21 protein-coding genes are annotated in these 23,859 nt (G+C 44.7%); 15 read left to right on the top strand and 6 right to left on the bottom strand.

The features are described 5' to 3' along the window. Positions 1 to 36: 36 nt before the first annotated feature. The 5 genes from Q8O20_RS04005 to Q8O20_RS03985 form a co-directional block, all read right to left on the bottom strand. Complete coding sequence (locus tag Q8O20_RS04005) at positions 37 to 1,701, bottom strand: cation acetate symporter (protein ID WP_305530079.1); 1,665 nt, start codon at positions 1,699 to 1,701, stop codon at positions 37 to 39. Then, a complete protein-coding gene (locus Q8O20_RS04000; RefSeq protein WP_304739056.1) occupies positions 1,701 to 2,015 on the bottom strand; it encodes a DUF485 domain-containing protein in 315 nt (104 codons plus the stop codon). The genes Q8O20_RS04005 and Q8O20_RS04000 overlap by 1 nt, the downstream gene beginning before the upstream one ends. 13 nt (positions 2,016 to 2,028) lie before the next feature. Next, entirely contained in the window at positions 2,029 to 3,375 is a 1,347-nt protein-coding gene (locus Q8O20_RS03995) for an OprD family outer membrane porin (RefSeq protein WP_305530078.1), read from the bottom strand. 131 nt (positions 3,376 to 3,506) lie between these two features. Beyond that, positions 3,507 to 4,172 carry a response regulator transcription factor gene (locus tag Q8O20_RS03990; protein WP_304739355.1) on the bottom strand — a complete coding sequence of 222 codons (666 nt, stop codon included), beginning with the start codon at positions 4,170 to 4,172 and terminating at the stop codon, positions 3,507 to 3,509. After that, complete coding sequence (locus Q8O20_RS03985; protein ID WP_305530077.1) at positions 4,153 to 5,370, bottom strand: HAMP domain-containing sensor histidine kinase; 1,218 nt, start codon at positions 5,368 to 5,370, stop codon at positions 4,153 to 4,155. The genes Q8O20_RS03990 and Q8O20_RS03985 overlap by 20 nt, the downstream gene beginning before the upstream one ends. A 105-nt stretch (positions 5,371 to 5,475) precedes the next feature. Between Q8O20_RS03985 and Q8O20_RS03980 the strand changes: the two genes are divergently transcribed. The 12 genes from Q8O20_RS03980 to Q8O20_RS03925 all read left to right on the top strand — a co-directional run bounded on the left by Q8O20_RS03980 (position 5,476) and on the right by Q8O20_RS03925 (position 18,606). Further along, complete coding sequence (locus tag Q8O20_RS03980; RefSeq protein ID WP_305530076.1) at positions 5,476 to 5,982, top strand: peptidylprolyl isomerase; 507 nt, start codon at positions 5,476 to 5,478, stop codon at positions 5,980 to 5,982. A 2-nt stretch (positions 5,983 to 5,984) separates the two neighbouring features. Continuing rightward, positions 5,985 to 7,067 carry an epoxyqueuosine reductase QueH gene (locus Q8O20_RS03975; protein WP_305530075.1) on the top strand — a complete coding sequence of 361 codons (1,083 nt, stop codon included), beginning with the start codon at positions 5,985 to 5,987 and terminating at the stop codon, positions 7,065 to 7,067. A 62-nt stretch (positions 7,068 to 7,129) separates the two neighbouring features. Beyond that, positions 7,130 to 8,728 (top strand): cation:proton antiporter, encoded by a 1,599-nt coding sequence (locus Q8O20_RS03970; RefSeq protein WP_305530074.1) that lies wholly within the window; start codon positions 7,130 to 7,132, stop codon positions 8,726 to 8,728. Between the two features lie 86 nt (positions 8,729 to 8,814). Next, entirely contained in the window at positions 8,815 to 9,258 is a 444-nt protein-coding gene (gene fabZ, locus Q8O20_RS03965) for a 3-hydroxyacyl-ACP dehydratase FabZ (RefSeq protein ID WP_304742089.1), read from the top strand. 5 nt (positions 9,259 to 9,263) lie between these two features. Then, entirely contained in the window at positions 9,264 to 10,049 is a 786-nt protein-coding gene (gene lpxA, locus Q8O20_RS03960) for an acyl-ACP--UDP-N-acetylglucosamine O-acyltransferase (RefSeq protein ID WP_305530073.1), read from the top strand. Further along, entirely contained in the window at positions 10,046 to 11,278 is a 1,233-nt protein-coding gene (clpX, locus tag Q8O20_RS03955; RefSeq protein ID WP_294895455.1) for an ATP-dependent Clp protease ATP-binding subunit ClpX, read from the top strand. The genes lpxA and clpX overlap by 4 nt, the downstream gene beginning before the upstream one ends. A gap of 8 nt (positions 11,279 to 11,286) precedes the next feature. Next, a complete protein-coding gene (locus tag Q8O20_RS03950) occupies positions 11,287 to 12,324 on the top strand; it encodes a rod shape-determining protein (RefSeq protein WP_304742082.1) in 1,038 nt (345 codons plus the stop codon). Then, complete coding sequence (gene mreC, locus Q8O20_RS03945; protein ID WP_305530072.1) at positions 12,317 to 13,078, top strand: rod shape-determining protein MreC; 762 nt, start codon at positions 12,317 to 12,319, stop codon at positions 13,076 to 13,078. Before Q8O20_RS03950 ends, mreC begins: the two co-directional genes overlap by 8 nt. Before the next feature lie 66 nt (positions 13,079 to 13,144). After that, on the top strand, positions 13,145 to 16,402 hold the full coding sequence (gene carB / locus Q8O20_RS03940; protein ID WP_305530071.1) for a carbamoyl-phosphate synthase large subunit: 3,258 nt from the start codon (positions 13,145 to 13,147) through the stop codon (positions 16,400 to 16,402). Positions 16,403 to 16,405: 3 nt separating this feature from the next. Next, positions 16,406 to 16,837 carry a hypothetical protein gene (locus Q8O20_RS03935; RefSeq protein ID WP_305530070.1) on the top strand — a complete coding sequence of 144 codons (432 nt, stop codon included), beginning with the start codon at positions 16,406 to 16,408 and terminating at the stop codon, positions 16,835 to 16,837. Between the two features lie 9 nt (positions 16,838 to 16,846). Further along, positions 16,847 to 17,425 carry a hypothetical protein gene (locus Q8O20_RS03930; protein ID WP_304742072.1) on the top strand — a complete coding sequence of 193 codons (579 nt, stop codon included), beginning with the start codon at positions 16,847 to 16,849 and terminating at the stop codon, positions 17,423 to 17,425. Positions 17,426 to 17,427: 2 nt separating this feature from the next. Beyond that, positions 17,428 to 18,606: a glutathionylspermidine synthase family protein gene (locus Q8O20_RS03925; RefSeq protein WP_305530069.1), complete on the top strand. Its 1,179-nt coding sequence runs from the start codon at positions 17,428 to 17,430 to the stop codon at positions 18,604 to 18,606. Here the strand turns inward: Q8O20_RS03925 and Q8O20_RS03920 are convergent. Continuing rightward, positions 18,598 to 20,517, bottom strand: coding sequence for a GGDEF domain-containing phosphodiesterase (locus tag Q8O20_RS03920; protein WP_305530068.1), 1,920 nt, complete (start codon positions 20,515 to 20,517; stop codon positions 18,598 to 18,600). The two genes, Q8O20_RS03925 and Q8O20_RS03920, sit on opposite strands and share 9 nt — an antisense overlap. Before the next feature lie 186 nt (positions 20,518 to 20,703). On the opposite strand from Q8O20_RS03920, the gene Q8O20_RS03915 reads away from it, so the two are divergent. Genes Q8O20_RS03915 through Q8O20_RS03905 form a run of 3 tightly spaced genes read left to right on the top strand, consistent with a single transcriptional unit; the run spans position 20,704 to position 23,854 of the window. Beyond that, positions 20,704 to 21,258 (top strand): GNAT family N-acyltransferase, encoded by a 555-nt coding sequence (locus tag Q8O20_RS03915; RefSeq protein WP_305530067.1) that lies wholly within the window; start codon positions 20,704 to 20,706, stop codon positions 21,256 to 21,258. After that, positions 21,258 to 23,321: a TonB-dependent receptor gene (locus Q8O20_RS03910; RefSeq protein ID WP_305530066.1), complete on the top strand. Its 2,064-nt coding sequence runs from the start codon at positions 21,258 to 21,260 to the stop codon at positions 23,319 to 23,321. The genes Q8O20_RS03915 and Q8O20_RS03910 overlap by 1 nt, the downstream gene beginning before the upstream one ends. Continuing rightward, the gene (locus tag Q8O20_RS03905; RefSeq protein ID WP_305530065.1) at positions 23,318 to 23,854 is read left to right on the top strand and encodes a hypothetical protein; all 537 of its coding nucleotides are present in this window, start codon (positions 23,318 to 23,320) and stop codon (positions 23,852 to 23,854) included. The genes Q8O20_RS03910 and Q8O20_RS03905 overlap by 4 nt, the downstream gene beginning before the upstream one ends. The last annotated feature ends 5 nt before the right edge of the window (positions 23,855 to 23,859 follow it).

Genomic DNA, 23,859 nt, shown 5'->3' with positions numbered 1-23,859 from the left:
GAAAAAAATCTGCCCCGAATGGAGCAAGATTTAGATTTAGTGCTCTACAGCACCTTCTGCACCGATACCCGTTTGACTTCGGATAAATTGTGCTTCATATGCCTCTTTCTCTTTTTCTGAGTTTTCACTTCTATCGGTAATCGAGAAGAACCAGATTCCAATAAACGCTGCACTCACAGAGAAAAGAGCCGGATATTTGTAAGGGAAAATTGCTTCAGCATTTTTCAATACATCCACCCATACGGTCGGCCCAAGTACCACAAGAACTGCCGCTGTCAATAGACCTAATGATCCACCGAACAATGCACCGCGAGTAGTGAGTTTTGACCAATACATAGAGAGGAACAAAATCGGGAAGTTCGCACTTGCCGCGATCGCAAACGCCAATCCGACCATGAACGCAATATTTTGATCTTCGAATGCAATACCGAGGTAAATTGCTACGATACCCAAAATAACCGTTGAGACTTTAGAAACTTTCATCTCCATCATTCCATCCGCTTTACCTTTACGGATAACACTCGCATAAAGGTCGTGTGAAATCGCTGATGCTCCGGCCAATGTAAGACCGGAAACAACCGCAAGGATGGTTGCAAACGCAACAGCTGAGATAAACCCGAGGAAGAAGTCTCCACCAACCGCATGTGACAAGTGGATTGCCGCCATGTTATCACCGCCGAGGATCGGAGCGCCGCCGTCAACTGCTTGCTTAGCAAGGTCAAGATATTGCGGGTTTTGGAATACCATAACGATCGCACCGAAACCGATGATGAACGTCAAGATATAGAAATACCCGATAAAACCTGTCGCATAGAAAACCGATTTACGTGCTTCTTTTGCATCGCTAACCGTGAAAAAGCGCATAAGGATATGCGGAAGACCCGCTGTACCGAACATCAACGCTATTCCGAGTGAAATTGCTGAAACCGGATCCGAAACCAAGCCGCCAGGCGCCATGATTGAGGTCGTCTCTTTCATCTGTACCGCAGTCGCAAACAAGGTTTCGAAGTTAAAGTTATAGTGAGCCATAACCGCAATCGCCATAAACGTCGCACCTGAGAGGAGCAAGAATGCTTTAATGATTTGAACCCAAGTCGTTGCTAGCATTCCCCCGAACGTTACGTAAAGGATCATGAGTACACCGACTAAAACAACCGCGATCTCATAATCAAGACCGAAAAGAAGTTGGATCAATTTTCCCGCTCCAACCATTTGAGCGATCAAATACAATACAACCGTCAAGATCGAACCGACTGCCGCCAAAGTACGGATAGGGGTTTGACGCAAACGATACGATGCAACGTCCGCAAACGTATATTTACCAAGGTTACGGAGCTGCTCTGCCACCATAAACAAGATAATCGGCCAACCGACCAAGAATCCGATAGAGTAGATTAGACCATCATACCCTTTCGCATAAACGAGGGCAGAAATACCCAAGAACGAAGCTGCAGACATATAGTCTCCCGCGATCGCCATACCGTTTTGGAATCCTGTGATCCCTCCGCCGGCAGTATAGAAATCTTTTGCCGTTTTGGTACGTTTTGCCGCCCAATAGGTGATTCCCAATGTCGCCCCTACGAAAATCAAGAACATGATAATCGCTGACATGTTTAACGCTTGTTTTTCAACTTCTCCAGTTAACGCCTCGCCTGCGAACGCCGCAAAGCTAGTAAGAAGTACTAATAGTAATGTTTTCATCACTCTCCCTTTGCTTTAGCTTTGATTTTAGCGGTAAGTTCATCGAATTCACCGTTTGCACGACGGACATAAATCCCCGTCAAAATAAATGCACTGATGATAACACCGACACCGACCGGAATCCCGACCGTTGTTACTGAACCTTCCGATAACGGAGTCCCCAGAAGTGACGGATCAAAAGCGATAACCAATACAAATCCGAAATAAATCACCAACATAACGATCGTCAATGTCCATGCAAACTTGCTGCGTACACGTGTAAGCTGTAAAAAATCTGGATCGTTTTTAATACGATCAACCATCTCTTGTTTCATAATTTAACCTCCTTTAAAAGTTATAGTTTGCGATAAAGCGATATTCGTCCCAGCTAACTGAGCCGGTTGACGACTGATAAAAATCATCCGCATAGTTGGCACGAAGGCGAAGCTGAAGATTTTTAAATGTCTGAGGATTGAAAATAATATCAAATCCTGATTCTTTAGCTGTCCATGCATAGTTAGCAGAGTAACCATTTAGTTTATCCATGTCAAACTCAGTATAGTAAACACCCGTATTTAAATTGATTCCGAAAGTTTTCCAGTCATAGCTTGCTGCGACTTTTAGGGCATCCGTTCCTGCCATAAATTGGTGACGTGTTACCATCCCCTGCGTATATGCCGGCATACCGCCCCATGGAGAAATAGTTCCTCCGTGTGTTCCGTTATCCGCATCAGAATCTTTAGTGTTGTGAGAAGCTGCAACCGAAACATCAAAACTCGCTACTTTCACACCAAGTTTTGCCGCGATAAAGTCACTTTCAACTTTTTGAACAGCAGCAACAGAGTTTGATCCGACATCGCGTTCATTGATCCATTGTGCCGACACATACGGTGCTACACCGCTTGCGTATGACCAACCGTAGTTTGCCTCTGCATAGATTGCATTGAGGATATCATGAGCATAATAATCCCACACTTGAAGTTTCAAGCCAGGTATTCCTGAATAAATTGCTGCTACAGCACTAACGCCATCTGTATTTTGACCGATCGCATATTTACCCATATCGGTGAAATCACCCGTTTGATTACGAGAATCGACCAACGAATATCCAGAAGTAACACTTAATACTCCATTCGTATATGCACGGCCAAATGTCCCTTGAGCAAATCGTGTTACATGCGCCGCGATCAATGTCGTATCTTTTACATCCGTATTGCTAAGAACGTATGCTTCAAAAAGATTCGGAAGCATCCTAGCATCATCACTTCCAGCCATCGGAGTATCAAGTTTTTGACGCCCTGCTTTAAAGGCTGTATTTCCATTCTTATATTGAAGATACCCTTCTCCAAGATAAACATCATTTTTATTATCTCTGCCTAACAAAGTAGGATCTACATCATTGACATTGGTACGATCACCCAAAAAAAGACCGAATGTTCCGTATGCCGCAGCACCTAAGCTCACCCCGCTCCAAGCACTGGTTTCGTATTTGATATACCCACCGACTGCGTTTGCTCTGCGGGTATAATCATTGTTTGCCGCAGGACGGGTATCATCAACCTCTCTGCTGATCGAAAATTCACGGAATTGTCCGCTTACTTTTCCTTCATTAAACATTCCAGCCAAATCATCGGCTGCTGAAGCGCTTAAGACCATCATTGAGGCCAAAAGCGAAAGACGTACTGTATGTCTCATTCTCACTCCTTCAAGTTTTTATCAGTGTCATTATGAAAACGAAACGTAGCATGAACGTAGCAATCGTTAAATTAGAAAAAATTATCGTTAAAAATACTCGATAGTAAGAATAGATGTGTAAAAAAGTAGCACTAATGGGAACGGGGAATATCGATCATGTAACCTAATGCCCGTATATTTTGGATGAAATCTTCTTTAAGTGACTTTTTTAAACGGCTCACTTCAGCCCGTATAGTCGCGTTATCCACGTATTCTTCATCCCAAACATAGTTACGAAACTGGTCAAAATCGACCACACGCCCTCTATTGCGCGCTAAAAGATCGATAATCTGAAGCTGTCGCTTGCTGAGGGGCTGTGTTACGTTATCACACAGCAATGTCGAGGTTGACGCATCGTACGCATAACTCTTCGAAAGACGCAAATGACTTTGGGGAATCGCACAGCTTTGCATCACTTTATCGATACGAAGGGCAAGCTCTTTGAGATGAAACGGCTTTTTGAGATAATCGTAACATCCCAGATCATACGCACGGCTGATCCCCTCGATATCGACAAGGGCGCTGATGTAAATAGCGGGTGGGCGGATTTTTTGTTTGTGAAGCTCTTCGAGAAGTTCCAGTCCGTCGATCCCCGGAACGTTAATATCGAGTATCAGCAGATCAAATGTCTCTTTTTGCAGTGCATCAAGAGCATCTGAACCGTCATAATAAAAGGTAACCTGATGTCCCGATGAAACCAAATACTCCGTGATCGCTTCACTGAGCATCTGTTCATCTTCAAGAAGGAGTATTTTCAAGATTACCCTTTTTAAAGTGATATTCAAAACGGGTCAATTCACTATCCGATAGGGTTGTGATTTCAACACCGTCTTCATCGCAAATCGATTTGACGAGACTAAGCCCCAGCCCAAATCCATCTGTTTTTTTCCGTTCCCGATAGTATGCCTCAAAAATCTTTTGCGGGTCATGAATCTTTTGAGAGCGGCTCTCTACCCAAAACCTGCACCCCTGCGTATCACACTCCACACCGACTCGAATCTCTTCACCGTTTTTGGTATATTTGATCGCATTGGTAAGATTATTATCGATCACACGCTGCAGTTTCGTTTCATTAAACTGTATCCACGCAGGAAATTCAGGTCTTAAATAATTAAAAGAAAGATTCGAGAAATGGGCAACCTCATCGAAAAACTCCAGCCGTTTTTCAACATATTCATCCAAGTCAATCGCTTTTTTGGGATACTCAATCTGATCTTTTTTAACTAAATAGCTCAAATCATCATAAATACTAAAAATATTTTTGACTGCCGCTTCAATCTTTGCCAGATATCGATTACGCCCTTCATTCATAGAAAACAGCTCTATATTGGCCATAATCACCGACAACGGTGTGTGGGTTTCATGGATGGCATAGCGGATAAACTGCTTGTGCGATTCCAGCAATCCTCTCGAAAATTTTTGCTCCTCTTCAAGGGCATCGTTTTTGATTTGCAGCGCCTGTGTTTTAAATCGCACCCTCTCTTCCAATCCGGCATTGAGGGTTTGCAAAGATTCTTTTTGCTCTTGAATCGTCTGCGCCATTTCGTTGGCATATCCCGACATACGTTTAAACTCATTGAAATAAAGCTCATCGGGTTGAATCAATTCCGTTTTCTCATGCGCTGATTCAAAAAACTTCATAAACCGCTCCATATCCCGTGCGATCATGCTGTTAAGGATTTTGGAGATACCGATAATAAAACCGAATAAGATCAAAGCAAGAGTAGCGATCTCCACCATCACTTTGATGAGCCGCCCTTTTAGACCGTGGAGCTGCCCCTCGGCAATATGCATATTAAAACTCGAATCATTCGAAATTTTGGCAAATTCGCGATACTCATCATAAATGACCAATGATGAAAAAATAACGGTGAAAAAAAGGATAAATACAATAGTATAGAAATTAAGATCCCGTAATGAGATACTGTTCAACCGACGTTGCAACCAAGATTCCACTGCTCACCATCACCCAAATTAATTTCGTTCATTATAACCGATTCCCTTTTGATAGTTAAGATTGTTCTACTATAATTTCAAAAATTCCCTCAAGGATCATGACACATGTTCGGACGCAAAGAACTCAAAACCTATACCGTTACTCCCGAAGAGATGGCAAGCTATCAATGGGCTAAAATGACCACCGCTAAAGGGGTTATGTGGATCAAACTCTATAACGACGAGACTCCTAACACCGTTGCTAACTTCGCGGCACTCGTGAATGACGGCTACTACAACGGACTTAACTTCCACCGCGTAATCCCAGGCTTTATGGCTCAGGGCGGTTGTCCTCACGGCACAGGTACAGGCGGACCGGGTTGGGCTATTCCGTGTGAAACAGCTCTTAACAAACACAAGCACGTCAAAGGCTCTCTCTCTATGGCGCATGCTGGACCGAACACAGGAGGAAGCCAATTCTTCATCTGTTTCGTCAGCACCCCTCACCTTGACGGTGTTCATACCGTTTTCGGCGGTATCGAAGCGGATGATAAAGAGTCTATGGCGGTTCTTGATTCTATCGCTATGCGCGACGCCATCGAAAAAGTAGAAATTTTGGCGGCACGCGACTAATTATGTTAGTCCATATCTGCTGTAGTGTCGATTCTCACTTTTTTATCGAGAAGCTACAGCAGGAATTCCCCGATGAAAAACTCATCGGGTTCTTCTATGATCCCAATATCCATCCTTACAGCGAATACCGCCTCCGTCTCCTCGATGTTGAACGAAGCTGTCAAAAACTGGGTATTGAGCTGATAGAAGGTGAATACGATTATGAGAACTGGATGGACGCCGTCCGCGGCTTGGAGAGCGAACCTGAGAAGGGATCACGTTGTGAAGTATGCTTTGATCGCCGTTTCGAAGTAAGCGCTCACAAAGCGATCGAATTGGGTGAGCAGACAATGACCACCACCCTTCTCGTCAGCCCCAAAAAATCCCAAGAACAGCTGATCCGCAGCGGCGAAGCATTTGAAGCGTCTCACGGCGTCAAATTTATCCCGTTTGATTACCGTAAAAATAACGGAACCGCCGACCAGGGACGTGTCAGCCGTGAACAACAGCTCTACCGTCAAGACTATTGCGGCTGTCTCTATGGACTCTCTATGCAACGCGATCAACAGCATAGATTGATGGACGAAATGTTCTCCCCTATTTCAAAACAGATTCTCCCTGCATCGATTGAAGAGCGTTTGGAACTCTATACCCGCCGCAATGAGTTGGAAAATACAGGGACACCGTATCGCATACTCAAAGAACGGTTTTTAAACTACCGCCTGATTCGATCTTCGGTAAAGGTCGGCACCGAAATCGTCCCCTCTTACCCCCTCTTCTACTCCACCATCAACCGCACCTCCACCGAGGGAAAAATTGATTTTGAAATTGACGGGCAATTTTTCCTCACCCGCGAAGAGGTACGCTTTATCACGCTGGATACATTCAATACCCTTACCTCATCGTCGTATAAAAATACAAAAGAGTTAATGTTTAATGCACCCTCTATTGAGACTGAAATAGCTTTACGTAGTCAACTAACAAAAAACCCTTACAATACCTCAGCAATTATCGTCTTGGATGAGATCCCGACCGCTAAAATCACTCTCGTTTTAGAGACAAAAACGTATGATGATACGAGGGAGCGTCTCATTATTACTGAGTGACAATTAGACAACCGCCCACTTTTTAACCACCCTTAGCACGAACCTTGCACTATAATATCCATATGGAAAAGTTACTCTTATCAATCTTTTTGACTGTTGCCATCGCAACCGTCCTCAACATCATCCTAAAACGGTTCGGCATCTCGCATATCATCGGCTACATTGCGACGGGGACGATTATCAGTACCCTTTTCGGGTTCAACGGTTCCGCAAACGATTCACTCGATTTTATCGGGGAATTCGGGATTGTCTTTTTGATGTTTACTATCGGACTGGAGCTGAGTCTGGATAAAATCAAAAAGATGAAAGAGATCCTTCTTACCAACGGAGCATTGCAAGTGCTCCTGAGTGTCGTCGTGATCTTTTTACTTTCCCACTATCTATTTCATCTAAATTTCAACACCTCACTCATCATCTCACTGGCGTTTTCCCTCTCCTCCACCGCCATTGTCCTAACCTATCTCAAAGAGTCCAAGGACATCCACACACCCTACGGGCAAAAATCGATGGGGATTTTGATCTTTCAAGACCTCGCCGTTATCCCTATTTTATTGCTTATTACCTTTTTGTCCAACGACACTCTCTCACTAGGTGAAGTACTGATAAAAACGATTCTTTCTGCCCTCTTCGTCGTCGTCTTTATGTTTACGATAGGGGATAAAATCGTTAATTCCCTCTTGCAATTTTCCGCTAAAACCGAGCTTGAAGAGCTTTTTTTAGGTTCGGTTTTTTCTATCCTCATCGGTGCGGCACTTCTCGCTCACAGTATGGGTTTTACCTATTCGCTTGGGGCATTTATCGCAGGGATGATTATCGCCGATACCCGTTACAACGTTAAAGTCGAATCGGATATTGCCAGCTATAAAGACCTCCTCTTAGGTGCCTTTTTCTTCGGGGTGGGGACGAAAATCGATATGCTCTATTTTGCCGAAAATATCCATATTATCATTTTTATTTTTGCCTTTGCCATGCTCTTTAAAGCACTCGTCATCTACGCGATTATAAGACGCAACTCCGATAAAAATACCTCAGCAAAAACAGCCCTCTCCCTCGCACAGATCGGAGAATTCTCTTTTGCTATTTTTGCTTTGGCGGGGGCAGAAAAACTGATCAGCGAAGAGATGGCAAGTTTTCTGATACTTGTGAGTGTTATCTCGATGATTCTCACCCCGTTTATTATCGGAAACATCTATAAACTCTCCTCTTATTTTGAAAAAGAGTTTTACGAATCGGACGTCATTACCCCCATCGAGCGCAAAGAGCATATTATCGTTGCAGGGTTTGCAATGCTGGGGAAGATTGTCGCCGCATCACTGCAATCCAAGGGAGCCAATTTCATTATCATCTCTGATAACCTCAAACACGTTTTACACGCTAGAAAGCTGGGATATATGGCCTACTTCGGCCACTTAAACAAACTCCCCGTTTTGGAATCGTTGAGGGTGAAAGAAGCTCAGGCGATTATCATCACGATGAGCAGCGAACAAAACCGTCGTCTTATCAGTGAAGCGGTACTAGGCTATGACAAAGAGGCCAATATTATCGTCAAAATCGACAGTGTCGAAGAGCGAAAAAGTATGCGGGATCTGCCGGAATTGGAGTTTGTGGATGCCAGCTTTGAAGTAGCGGATTTACTGGTACAACGAGCCTTTAAAAAGTAGATGCTAAAGGTTTGAAAACTTATTATCACTGATTAACCATTTTTTCGGTAAAATTGGGAGATTTTTTACCCAAGGTGTCCCAAAATATGATAGATGTTGTTCAAATTCAAAAAATTTTACCCCACAGATTCCCTTTTTTACTGGTTGACCGTGTTACTTCTCTTACTCCGAATGAATCCCTTATCGGATTCAAAAATGTTACGATCGGCGAGCAAATTTTCGAAGGACATTTTCCGGGTCACCCGATCTATCCGGGTGTTATGATCTTAGAAGGTATGGCACAAGCCGGCGGAATCCTCGCTTTCCAGAGCATGGATATGACCGAAGAAGAAGCGGCGCACAAAGTGGTCTACTTTATGAGTATCGACGGTGCAAAATTTCGCGCCCCAGTCCGTCCGGGAGATCGTTTGGAATACCGAATGAGCGTCGTTAAACACAAAGGATCGATTTGGGTGCTTGAGGGGAAAGCTTACGTTGACGATGCACTTGTCAGTGAGGCTGAACTCAAAGCAATGATCGTAGATAAGTAGGTCGTATGAGCTTGATTTCACCACACGCCATTATCGAAGAGGGTGCAGTTATCGGCGAGGATGTCGAAATCGGTCCGTTTTGCTTTATCTCGGGTAAAGCCAAAATCGGACGGGGAACAAAAATCGCCGCAAGTGCCTGCATCTACGGCAACACCACCATCGGTGAATACAACGATATTTTTTCCCATGCCGTATTGGGTTCAATCCCACAAGATTTGAAATATGCCGGAGAAGAAGTTGAACTCATCATCGGTGATCGCAACAAAATCCGCGAGTTTACCCTTTTCAATCCGGGAACAGCAGGCGGCGGCGGCAAAACTGTTGTCGGAAACGACAATCTCTTTATGGGATATGTCCATTTAGGGCATGACGTCATTATTGGAGACCACTGCATCCTTGCCAATGCCGCAACTCTGGCCGGACATGTTGAGATGGGGAACTACGCCGTTATCGGCGGAATGACACCTGTACATCAGTTCGTCAAAATCGGTGATTACGCTATGATCGCAGGGGCATCCGCGCTCTCTCAAGACGTACCTCCGTATTGTTTGGCGGAGGGAAATCGCGCGGTTCTTCGCGGTCTTAATCTCAACGGATTACGCCGTCATGTCGAACGTGCCGATATTGATGCCCTTCGTTCAGCCTATCGTGAATTATTTGAATCGGGCAAACCTCTTCAAGAACAAGCAAGCGCTTTGCTCCAAGAGGCAACGAGTGAACTCGTTAAAAATCTTTGTACTTTTATTGTCAATACCAAACGGGGTATCCCCTATGAAAGGAATCAATCATGATTCATCGCCATTGCAGTTTCTGTGACGCGGCAGAGAGCGATCACAACCCGCTTATTGCCGGAACAAATGTCTATATTTGTAAAAACTGTGTCTTTTCAGCCTATAAGATCATGTTTGGTGATACGGAGGGAGAAAATACAACTACCCATGAGCACAAAAGTACCGAGCTTCTAACTCCGAAAGAGCTTAATACCTTTTTGGGGCAATACATTATCGGACAACAGCGGGCGCGTAAGCTCCTCTCTGTCGCGGTTTATAATCACTACAAGCGTATTTTCAAACATACCCTTGTCGAAGATGAAACCGAAATTGCCAAATCGAATGTCCTCCTTATCGGACCGACCGGAAGCGGTAAAACATTAATGGCACAAACGATTGCCCGCGTCCTCAACGTCCCGATCGCTATTGCCGATGCCACCAGCCTCACCGAAGCGGGATACGTCGGAGAAGATGTCGAAAACATCCTGACTAAGCTCCTCCAAGCGGCTGATGGTGATGTTGAGCGGGCGCAGCAGGGGATTGTCTTTATTGACGAGATCGATAAAATTTCCAGAATGAGTGAAAATCGCTCTATCACCCGTGACGTTTCGGGTGAGGGAGTACAACAGGCACTCCTTAAAATTATCGAAGGTGCCGTGGTCAACATCCCTCCTAAGGGGGGTCGTAAACACCCGAATCAAGACTTCATCCAAATCGATACTTCCGGTATCCTTTTCATCTGCGGCGGTGCATTTGACGGTCTCGGACAGATTTTAGAGCGGAAAAAGGGAGCCAATGTCATGGGCTTCGGTCACGACAAACGAAGTACTACCGATATCGATGACAGTTTCGAAAATGTCGAACCGGATGATTTGGTCAGCTACGGCCTTATTCCTGAGCTGATCGGACGTTTACCGATTATTGCGTCACTCAATAAAATCACCGAAGAGGAGATGGTTCGTATCTTGACCGAACCGAAAAACTCTCTGGTAAAACAATACACCAAACTTTTTGCCATCGATGATGTCGAGCTGACATTTGATAATGAGGCGTTAAATGCGATCGCAGCCAAAGCATTGGCTCGAAAAACGGGAGCACGCGGACTTCGTGCCATTATGGAAGAGACTATGGGAGATACAATGTATGAACTCCCGGAGTACAGCGGTTATGAAGTGCTCATTACCAAAGAGGTAGTCGAGGAAAAAGTTTCCCCTGTATATATCAAAAAATCAACGCAAAAAAGTGCATAGGAGAGTCAATGCTATTTAATAAACTTATCGGAATGTTCTCAAACGATCTCTCTATCGATTTAGGGACAGCAAATACCCTCGTTATTTCAAAAGGGAGAGGGATAATCATCAATGAGCCTTCTGTCGTTGCAGTAAAAACTGAAAAATACGGTCAACAACGTGTCCTCGCCGTAGGGCGCGAAGCCAAAGAGATGGTAGGAAAAACTCCGGGGAATATCAAAGCTATCCGCCCGATGAGAGACGGTGTTATCGCCGATTTCGATATGACTGAGAAAATGATCCGTAAATTTATCGAAAAAGCGCACGGTCGTACTACCCTCATCAGCCCTCGTATCATTATCTGTATCCCTTACGGCCTGACTCAGGTAGAGCGTAAAGCGGTTCGTGAATCGGCAATGAGTGCGGGAGCACGTGAAGTGTACCTAATCGATGAGCCAATGGCGGCAGCGATCGGTGCGGGAATCGATATCCGTGAACCTAAAGGAAATATAATCGTCGATATCGGAGGGGGTACCACTGAAATCGGTGTTATCTCACTCGGAGGACTCGTTCTTTGCCGATCTATCCGTGTTGCAGGGGATAAAATCGACCGTGCTATCATGGACTATATTAAACGTAAATACAATCTCCTCATCGGCGAGCGTATCGCGGAAGATATTAAAATCAATATCGGTACCGCAATGCCTCTTGCTCAAGAGCTGAAAATGATCATCAACGGGCGTGACCAAGTTGAGGGTCTTCTTACGTCGATCGAACTCTCCAGCGAAGATGCCCGCGAAGCGATGCGTGAGCCGCTCAAAGAGATTCTCGAAGCGCTACGTGACGTACTTGAAAATATGCCGCCGGATTTGGCAGGGGATATCGTCAACAACGGTGTTATCCTCACAGGTGGTGGGGCGCTTATCCGCCAACTCGATAAATACCTCTCTGAAATTATCAAAATTCCGGTGTACGTAGCCGATGAGCCGCTCTTGTGTGTTGCACGCGGAACCGGACGCGCATTAGAAGAGATCGACCAACTCCACGAACTCTTCGATAATGAATAAACAAGCGTTAACAATCGCTGTACTCCTTAGTGTTTTGGTAGGGGGAGTACTCTATTTTACTAATTTTTTACAATCCCCTATACTGCGATTAAACCTTGCAATTAAATCATCGTATTTGGATGGTGTTGAGAGTATTCAACGCGCCGTTGATGAGCATTTTAACCAGCAAAGAACCATTATCGATCTGCGTCAAAAAAATCGTTTTTACGAACAAGAGTTACTGAATCTTCATCAAGTCGCCGATGAATATCAAAAACTTCTTCAAGAACACAACAGCAGTTTCCGTATCACCCCTGATACCAGTTTGGTTCGAACCCTCTCCTATGTCCGTTTCGGAGATCCTCACCGAGTATGGATTGAGATGGAAAAATTTGATCCGAAACGGGTTTACGGACTCCTCTATCGCGGTTATGCGGCAGGGATAGTTGTCTCTAAAAATAAACGTCCTATTGCCCTCTTAAACGGTGACGTCAAAAGCTCCTATGCCGTTAATGTAGGAGTTTCTATGGCACCGGGGATTGTAAGGGGAAATAATTCACGCCGTTTGATAGTCGAATTTATCCCGACATGGATTCCTATAAAGGTTGGAGATGAAGTACTCACTTCAGGGCTCGACCGTATCTTTATGGCAGGGCTGAAAGTGGGAAAAGTGATCTCAATCACTAAAGCCAGCGGTTATCAAAGTGCCGTCATCGAACCTTACTTTTACGGTAAAAATCCTGCCTATTTTCACGTTATTACCAAGGTAAGATGAAGGTTGTAATCGGATTTTAAGTGCTTCTCGTCTATAATAATAAAATTTTTATGACGAGGGGTCTCAATGCCAAAACGCGACGACATCAAAACGATATTACTCATCGGATCAGGCCCGATCGTCATCGGTCAAGCCTGTGAATTTGACTATTCAGGAACACAAGCGGTCAAGACGCTCAAAGAGCTTGGCTACCGCGTAGTTTTGATTAACTCGAATCCGGCAACCATTATGACCGACCCTGAATTTGCCGATCGCACCTACATCGAACCTATCAAACCTGAAATCATTGCTGAAATCATCAAAAAAGAGAAAGTTGACGCTATTCTTCCTACTATGGGGGGTCAAACTGCTCTTAACGCCGCGATGAAAATGCATGAATTGGGAATGTTAGAGGGGATTGAATTTCTCGGTGCCAACCCAAGTGCTATCAAAAAAGGGGAAGACCGACAAGCGTTCAAAGAGTGTATGGTAAAAATCGGAATGGACTTGCCGATTTCCCGTTACGCTTACAATATGGAAGAAGCGATGGCGGCAGCTGAAGCAATCGGTTTTCCGATCATCATCCGTGCATCGTACACTCTCGCCGGTGGCGGAAGCGGTGTTGCGTATAACATCGATGAATTTAAAATGCTCGCTCAACGCGGACTCGATGAGTCTCCGATTACTGAAATCCTGATCGAAGAATCTCTTCTTGGATGGAAAGAGTATGAGATGGAAGTTATCCGGGATCGTAACGATAACTGTATCATCGTCTGTTCTATCGAAAACTTCGACCCGATGGGTGTCCATACGGGTGACTCTATCACGATTGCCCCTGCCCTGACATTGACCGATAAAGAGTACCAACGTATGCGTGACGCATCGTTCGCGATTTTACGTGAAATCGGCGTTGACACAGGGGGATCAAACGTACAATTCTCTGTCAATCCAGAAACAGGACGTATGATCGTTATCGAGATGAACCCTCGTGTATCGCGTTCATCTGCACTCGCTTCCAAAGCGACCGGATACCCGATTGCTAAAGTGGCAACCCTCCTCGCAGTCGGCTTTACCCTCGATGAGATCACCAACGACATTACGGGAACTCCTGCGGCGTTTGAGCCGGTTATCGACTATATCGTGACCAAAGTTCCGCGCTTTACGTTCGAGAAATTCCCCGAAGCGGAATCGACCCTCACCACCAGTATGAAATCGGTCGGTGAAGCAATGGCAATCGGTCGTACTTTCAAAGAATCGGTTCAAAAAGCCCTCTGCTCACTGGAAACAGGACTTAGCGGTTTCGATCCAATCGACGGTGATCTCGAATTCGTCAAACACGAAATCCGCCGCCCGAATGCAGAGCGTATCCTCTACGTAGGACAAGGGTTCCGTATGGGATTATCCAAAGCCGAAGTATTTGAACTCTCTAAAATCGATCCGTGGTTCCTAACCCAAATCGAAGAGATCATTGCCCAAGAAAAACTGATCACAACGGCAACCCTCACAGATGAGCCTCAACTTCGCCGTCTTAAAACGGAAGGGTTCTCCGATAAAAACATTGCACGTCTTATCACTCTAAACGGCGGAAGTGCAAAAGAGAATGATGTCTACGAAGCGCGCAAAGCTCTTAAGATCATGTTTGAATACAACGAAGTCGATACCTGCGCGGCAGAGTTCGGTTCATTGACCCCATATCTGTACTCAACCACCAACATCACACGCCTCGGACTTCAAGCACCGCGCGTAAGCGATAAGAAAAAAGTGATGATTCTCGGTGGAGGACCTAACCGTATCGGTCAGGGGATTGAATTTGACTATTGTTGTGTTCACGCCTCATTCGCCCTCAAAGAGATGGGAATCGAGACGATCATGGTCAACTGTAACCCTGAAACCGTCTCAACTGACTACGATACCTCCGATGTCCTCTATTTTGAACCAATCGATTTCGAACACGTCCGCTCTATCGTCGATGCGGAACAGCCTGATGGGATCATCGTCCATTTCGGAGGACAAACCCCTCTTAAACTGGCAAACGGACTTCATGCTATCGGTGCCAAAATCGCAGGAACCTCTGCGGAAGTAATCGACTTGGCAGAAAACCGTGAAAAATTCTCCGCTTTCGTTGTTGAACAAGGGCTCAAACAGCCTGAAAACGGTATCGCTATGACGAAAGAGCAGGCATTTAAAGTGGCTGAAGAACTCGGTTACCCTGTACTCGTTCGCCCTTCGTATGTTTTGGGCGGGCGTGCTATGCGTATCGTCTACAACGAAGATGAACTCCGTACCTATATGGATGTTGCGGTATCCGTGAGCAACGATTCTCCTGTTTTGGTTGATAAATTCCTCGACCAAGCGGTTGAGCTGGATGTCGATGCGATCAGTGATGGCACTGATGTCTATATCGGCTCCGTTATGCAGCACATCGAAGAGGCAGGGATTCACTCCGGAGACAGTGCATGTTCACTCCCTCCGGTAAGCCTCAGTGCTGAACTCCAAGCACAGGTTGAACAACAAACCAAAAAAATCGCATTAGGTCTCGGTGTTATCGGTCTACTTAATATCCAATACGCGATCTACCAAAACGAAGTTTATTTGATCGAGGTCAACCCTCGTGCATCTCGTACCGTCCCGTTTGTCTCAAAAGCAACCGGAATGCCACTCGCAAAAGTCGCAACCCGTGTCATGGTGGGTGATACCCTCCGTAATGCTCTCAAATTCTACGATAACTACAATGTTGTTATGGAAGCCGATGGTCTTCTCAAACCGCGTCTAAAAGGACACGTTGCGATCAAAGAGGCAGTATTCCCGTTCAACAAACTCTACGGTGCCGATTTGGTTCTCTCTCCAGAGATGAAATCGACCGGAGAAGTAATGGGTATCAGCCAAAACTTCGGAGTCAGCTTCGCCAAAAGCCAACTCGCAGCCGGAAACAAAATCCCGACCTCTGGAACGTGTTTCCTCTCGTTCATCGAAATGGATAAAATGCACGCTCCTGAAATCGCACGCGGACTACACAACCAAGGGTTCAAGCTCGTAGCGACTCGCGGCACCCAAAAAGTGATCGAAGAAGCGGGAATCCCGTGTGAAGCGGTTCTTAAAATCTCTGAGGGACGTCCGAATATCGAAGATGTCATGAAAAACGGAGAGATCTCTCTCGCCATCAACACCTCCGATAATAAAACATCGAAAAAAGACGCAGAATTGATCCGTCAAATCGTTTTACGTATGGGAACCCCTTATTTTACAACACTCAGCGCGGCGCGTGCTGCTATCGAAGCGATGGGGCACATGAATGATGACAGTTGGATGGAACCTCATGCCCTCCAAGATTATCTTATCCCTTAATTTATGAATAAAATTCTCCTCGCCCAAACCGACACCACCGTCGGTTTTCTCTCACAAAATGCTAAGCGCTTAGAAGAGATAAAAATGCGCTCAGGAGATAAACCTTTTCTCAAAGTCTATGCCGAGCTTAAAAACCTCAGCCGTGATATCCGTATCCCACCCCTCCATAAACACCGTGTTCGTCATAGCAAAAAAACAACCTTTGTCGTCAAAAATCAAGCGTTCCGCTATGTCAGCACCCCTGAACACGCGGCTCTTATTAAGCCATACCGATGGCTCTATTCCACCTCAGCCAACGAAAGCGGGAAAAGCTTTGATGAAACATTTTGTCGCGCAGTCAGTGATATTATCATCGAAGATCATCGCGGCCTCAGTGAACAAAGTGCCTCAAAGATTTTTCGCCTTACACCATCACATTTAAAACAATTACGATAGGAAACGCTCATGAAACATTTTACGACTGCAAATACTATTATGACCGGCACCATCGGCCTTGCCGTACTCAGTGCCCTCAGCGGGTGCCAAAGCGCACCGGAAGAACAAGCGGCTGAAGCACAAAACAAGTTTATCGTTGTCGAACAGCAGCCTAACGGTAAATACGTTGTAATTGAAGAGATGCCGACCACAGGCCCAAGCCGTGCGATTATCAAAGAGACCGATGAAAACGGTACGGTCACTGAACGGATTATGAGCGAAGCGGAGATGAAAGAGCTCGCGGATCAAGAGTACAAAAAAATGCAAGAGGGGAAATCAGAGCTCAACGCTGAACCTAAGGGAGAAGGGATGGGGCTTGCCGGAACCATTCTCGCTGCTGCTGGGGGAGCATTACTGGGAAATATGATCGGAAATGCCCTTATGAATAACTCAAATTTCCGCAAAAATCAAGATGCATCGAATCGTTCGGCGTACCATCGCTCATCCGCAGGCGGCAGTAACTCAGCCGCTTCCAATAGCCAAAAGAAAAGTTTCTTCGGCAATTCCGCGTCCAGAAGTACCTCTTCCAGCAGCAGTTTCGGAGGATGAGTATGGTCTCTCTCCAAAAAATCACGCCGATTGATGATCAGACATTAGAGCAATTCGGATTCGGCTGGCACACCGACAGCGACGCAAGTAAATACATAGCCGATGAGTTGGTTGTGGTCTCGGATCGTGAAGCAGAAGCATACTATGAAGCGGTCAATGAGTTGTATGATATGTACGCCACTGCCGCACAACATGTCATCGACAATAACCTCTTTTTTGATCTCGGCATTCCGTTTAACCTGATCGACGCAATCAAAAAAAGCTGGGAAAACGATGTCCATTGGCATCTCTACGGCAGATTTGATCTCGCAGGGGGGATCGGCGGCTCTGCGATAAAACTGATCGAATTCAATGCCGACACCCCGACCTCTCTTTTCGAAACGGCTATCTTGCAGTGGGCATTACTTAAACATAACAAAATGGACGAAGAGCGACAATTCAACAACGTCTATGAGGCGATCCGCGATAACTTCCGTCGTCTTGTTACCCTTTTCGATGATCCCGAAACATTTGAAAAACATTACGACGGATGGAAAATTCTTTTCAGCTCGATCAGCGGCAATATCGAAGAGGAACAAACAACCCGTCTCCTACAGCAAATGGCAATCGATGCCGGATTCGAGAGCGGATTCGAACCTCTAGGGGGTGTGAAGTTTGACGATGAAGGGATCTATGACAGCGCAGAAGAGCCGTATGAGTATTGGTTCAAGCTCTACCCTTGGGAAGATATCGCCATCGAAGAGCCGGAACTAGCGACACAGCTCAGTAGTATTATGAACAATCAAAAAGCGATTATCCTCAATCCTGCCTATACGTTACTCTTTCAATCCAAAGGGATGATGAAAATTCTTTGTGATCTCTTCCCTGATTCTCCATACCTTCTTAAAACCTCATATGAGCCTCTTAAAGGGCTCCAGCAGGTCGAGAAACGGATGTTTGGTCGTGAAGGTGCGAATGTACGGATTATGGACGCCTCAGGCTCTGTGATCGAAGCAAACGACGGCCCGTACGGGAACTTCAAACCGATCTACCAAGAGTACGTTGAATTCCCGAAAGACACTAACGGCAACAGCTATCAAGCAGGAGTCTTTTTTGCGTATGAAGCGTGTGGCTTAGGTTTCCGTCGCGGCGGAAAAATTCTAGGCAATATGTCAAAATTTGTGGGGCATGTTTTACGATAACGATATCGGTTTACCGGTAAAATATCCTTGTGAATAATCAACATCCAAGTTTTTGAGGGTGTTGTAAATCTCTTCATCCGAAACAAATTCCGCAATCGTCTTTGCACCGATTTTTCGTGCAAAATCGATAATCGTCTCGACAATAATATGGTGACGCGGATTACTGCTGATTTCCCGAATCAACGAACCGTCTATTTTGATGTAATCGACACTCAATTTAAGTATGTTTTCAAAATTCGAATAACCCGTCCCGAAATCATCAATCGCAATTTTTGCCCCCAATGCTTTGACTTTGGTAATAAATTGTGTCACTTCCTCATAACTTTCGATCCCCTCCGATTCTAAAATCTCAAAGACGATTCGAGGTGCGGTACCGGTTTCGGTAATCGTTCTGATAATCTCACTCACCGTATGGGAATTACGTATATCACTGTCGGAGAGGTTAATAGAGAACTCCTCACTGCGCGTAGCGAAAAGGGTGCACGCTTGATAAAGTACCTCTAATGTGATTTGCGGATAAAGTTTGGTTTGTTTTGCGATAGGTAAAAACTCCATCGGCGGTATCATATTACCGGCGTCGTCAATCATCCGAACCAATGTTTCATATTTGTGGATTTCACCTGTTTTGAAGTCAACAATCGGCTGATAATGGCACAGAATACGATGTTCAAAAAGGGCTCTTCGAACATCCGAAGCCATCGTTAAATTAGAGCGGTATTGTTCTTCAACTCTCTCTTCTTGATTGTAAAATGCAATCTGCTTTTTATTCTCTTTGGCATAGTGTAATGCGATATCGGCACGCGTTAATACATTTTCGGTACCTAAAGCGACACCGATTGTCACTCTAATATTTAAACTCTCATCTTTGATGGTAAACGTCTTCTCATCTAAAAGTTTCATAAGAGTTATCAATCGATGTTCCAGTTCAGTCGAACTAAGGGTATCTGAAAAAGTCAATACAAATTCGTCACTCCCCAAACGATAACATGAGCCCGATAGTACATTGAGCCAGGCACCGATTTGTATCAGCATTTCATCCCCGATCTCAATTCCGAAAAAATCATTGATCTCTTTAAAATCATCCACGTTGACAATTGCCAGAGCCGTTATCTCTCCTTGAAGCAATTTTTCCTGCAGTCTAAACCGATTCGGCAAACCGGTCAATCGATCACTGTAATATTGATTTTCCAGCTCAAGCGTTTTTTCTTTCACTGCCCCCTCAAGAGACATATTCATCGCTTCCATTTGTCTCAAATAACGGTACGTTGTCCCCTGCATCGCATTAAAGGCAGTCACAATTTGTTCAATCTCTACACTACCTTCTTCTTCTAGTACCATCTGGTCACCCGGTCGATAGTCACGAACTTTTTGCGCAATTTGACTTAATGGGGAGAGAAGATAGCGCACCCACCACACGGCAAAAAAGAAAATCAGTGCGATACTTATCCCTACCCCGTAAAAAACATTATACATAGCCTGACGTGTTTCATCATACGCCAAATCATTGTAATACAACGTAATGGAACCCATAAAATGACCTGATGTCGGCTCTTGTATTTTATGCGTAGCTGAAATCGCATTGTGTATGTTTAGCGGCTTCTCTTTCTCGGTAGTGTACAGATACAACAATTTGCCATTATTATCACGAACCGAAAGTTCTATAACACCGGGAACCGATACAACAGGAGAAACCTTTTCAGCGATTTGCTCATTAAATTTCAGATAAAGGGCCATCTGTAGTGATTTTTCAATCGTTTGCAAGAGTAAATCAGCTTTTTGTTTTTCCGAAGCCAATTTCGTATTTTCAAAAGTAATACTAATAAGAATACCGAACGTAATAAACATCAGTAAAAAAACAAGTATTAAAGAACCGACAACTTTATAAGAAAGACGACTTCGTGAACGATACATTTTTAAGCCTTCTAATGATAAAAGATTATTCTAAAAATCATGCAATCTTTGCACTGTAACTATATTAAAGTGAAATAAGAATTTTAACTGCATAATATACAATCAACTTTATTTAATCTATCTTTATTCAGCTGTTATTAACGGTTTTAGTACTATATTTAAATATTAACTCAAAGGATGAAATCGGTGAAATGCCAAGTCGCATCGACAGTAGCTGAAAAAAATGCAATTTTGCAGCAGCGTTATGCGATTTTCGTTGAAGAATTCCATTTTTTTGAACCTCATGATGAGTCTGATAAGATTGAATATGACCGATATGATGAGCATTCTCTTCTATTGGGTGTGTGGGAGAAAGAGAACTTAATAGCTTCCTGCCGCCTTGTTCTCCCCAATACTACCTTCGGATTACCGACACTCAACAGTATGATCATTGATACCAATAAACTGCAAAGTGACCAGATAACAGCTGAAATTTCACGTATTACGGTTGCAGCTGCACACCGAACTTTCAAAAATACCATCAAGATTATGAAAATTATGCAAAAAGAGCTCTATCGAATCGCTTCCGATTACAATATTATGCAATGGGTCGGTGCCGTTGAACCCAGCTTTCTCCGTCTGCTACAACACTCCGCGCTTCCGTATGTTCCAATCGGGCCGCTCCAACACATGATCGGCGCAGATCGATACCCCGTCATTTTAACAATACGAGATTATGCCGTCTCTAGGAAAGAATACTGATGAAAACCCGCTTCTCTTGTGCTCTGTTACTGCTCCCGCTTTCGCTTTTAGCGACCGAAACAAAATCGGATCAAAACCTTTTTAATACTCTCGCCGATGAGATGAACACTATTGCTCAAACAGCAAAAACCCAACGCTCAAACATTGACTACCTCCCCTACATAATGACGGTATTTGAGGGCGAAGAACTTTCCCGTGCCGGTGCATCTTCACTTAAAGAGGCTCTCTCCCTCGCTGCCGGCGTCAATATGGCCAGCGATAACCTTTCCTTGTTTAATCCGGTCATCCGAGGTTCAAATCCTGTCGCCTACGGACAAAGCAAGCTCATCCTTGACGGTGTCGAGGTTAACGATCTATTCTTCGACGGTTATACGGCGTATCTGAGTATGCCGATCGATATGATCAAGCGAATCGAAATTGTAAGAGGCCCAGGAAGCTACAGTGACGGACACTGGGGGTATGCCGGATCGATTATTGTAACAACCTATAAAAAAGAACCCGATACAGAAAAAAATGGCCGCTGGTTCACCTCTGCCGGTACGCACAATACCTACAAAGCAGGTGCTTCGTATGCGATGAGAGACAATGACTTTTCTTTTGCCGCAGATCTCTACACCGTACACGACAATCTTTCACTCCCTTATGGTCAAGACGGCCTTTCAAATAATCTTTTAGGTGTAGCCAATGCACCTCTCTCTCGATCCGGCAACGCACCCTCTTCTACCGATGCCACCATGTTTTCATTTTCTCTCGCTAAAGGGGACTTTTTTTCCGACGGCCGTATCTCCTCCTACCGCCACGGTTCAGGTGGAGGCATTAACTATGCCCTTGCTTCTGGAGAGGATCACTACAATATCGATCAATGGCAGCTTCGTGCCGGTACCCACTACAATCTGGAAGATTTTACCGGAACATTCCAAGCATCTATCGTACAAGACAGTTTTATCAGCCATCAGCTTCTTGCACCCGCAGGCTTACGGCTCCCTTCGCTGACTCCGCCTACGAGTATTGTCACCTATCTGGACGGTTTTTACGGTGAACACGAAGCGATTATACGGACCTACCGAGTTAACAACACCCTCCGCGGCACCGTATTAGGAGGAGAAGCAACATTTGGAATCGGTAAATCTTGGAGCAGTGTTAACTCTGAAAAAACGATAACAACCGACCGTGACAGCGGAACGGAAATGACCGATTATTCAACCATACTCCCTTTTTTCAGTCCGAATGGATCGATTAACAATCTAACAACCTACCTGACGTATGAGCGGGTTTTATCCTCCTCACTAAGCGGCTATGCTTCCTTGACGATAGATAAACGAAACAATTTATCCGCCCAAGTAGATCCTCGTGCCGCACTCTTATATACGTTTAATCCCGACAATCTGATCAAGTTTTCAATCTCCCGTGCCCATAGAAATCCCTCTTGGCAAGAGATGTATACCCTCAATAACAGAGCCCGATGGGGAAACCCCAACCTCATTCCCGAAACCGTAGTAGCCTACGAAACCCAGTTGATTCATCGATTTGAAACGGATCACACTTTATCGGTAAACTTTTTCCAACTCAACAATGAAGATCAAATTTATCCTCAATACAATAGTACATTCTTACGATACGAGTATATTAACGGTTCAAAAAGCAAAATTCGTGGATTTGAAGCCGAATGGCGCAAACGTTATGATGAGACCTCTTTTTACGGAGCATTTACCCATATCTGGGCTGAAGACGCTCAAGGTGCTACATTGCCCAATGCTCCAAGCAACACAGCACGAGGATTTATGACGCATACCCTCGATACCAACTGGTACGCCTCTCTTGCCGGACGGTGGCAAAGTGCAACACCTAGAGCAACCACTGATCAGCGTAGCGATATGAAAGCCATCGGTATCGTCGATACCTCTATTGGATATAAAATTCCACAATTCCAGAGTGAAGTTCAGCTAACGGCTAAAAATCTTTTCGATAAAAATGAGTTTTACCCTAGCCCAACAAACACCTATGATGGGGACTACCCTTCAACAGGTCGTACCTTCCTACTTACTTTTAGGGGGACATTTTGAAACGTCTCCTAATAAGTCTTTTTATTGCGACCACAGGGTGGAGTGCCACCTATGATCCATTTTTGTTGGAAACTCAGCTCTCTTTGCTACCTAAAATCGCCGTATTGGAAAAAAATATCCTCTCCTCTAACGTCAAAACACCTATCAAAATTTTGATCGCCTACGACAGAGGAGATGATGATACCGCCGCCTCATGTATCAAAATATTGATGTCTAAATTTAACGGCCGTCTTAACGGTCGTCCGATCAATGCAACGGCACTTCCGTTTGATAAACTTGACGGAACAACGTCGTATCACTTTATCTATGCTCTCAAAGCGAGCTTGTCACAGCTCAGTAAAGTCCATAATGCCGTCGGCTCAACAGGTGCAATAACCGCTCTCTACGATGCGGATAAACTAGCCGACGACGGTTTGTTACTTTCGATTCGGATGGAGAGAACTCCTATTATTCTAATCAATGCAAAAGCACTTCGAAACAACCGTTTTTCATTCCCTGACAGCCTTCTGGAAATTGCGAGAATGGTGCAATAACGCTT

Source organism: Sulfuricurvum sp., from assembly GCF_030691015.1.
GTDB lineage: Bacteria > Campylobacterota > Campylobacteria > Campylobacterales > Sulfurimonadaceae > Sulfuricurvum.
Note: the sequence above shows the minus strand (reverse complement) of the source record. Positions and strands in the feature narration are given on the sequence as shown.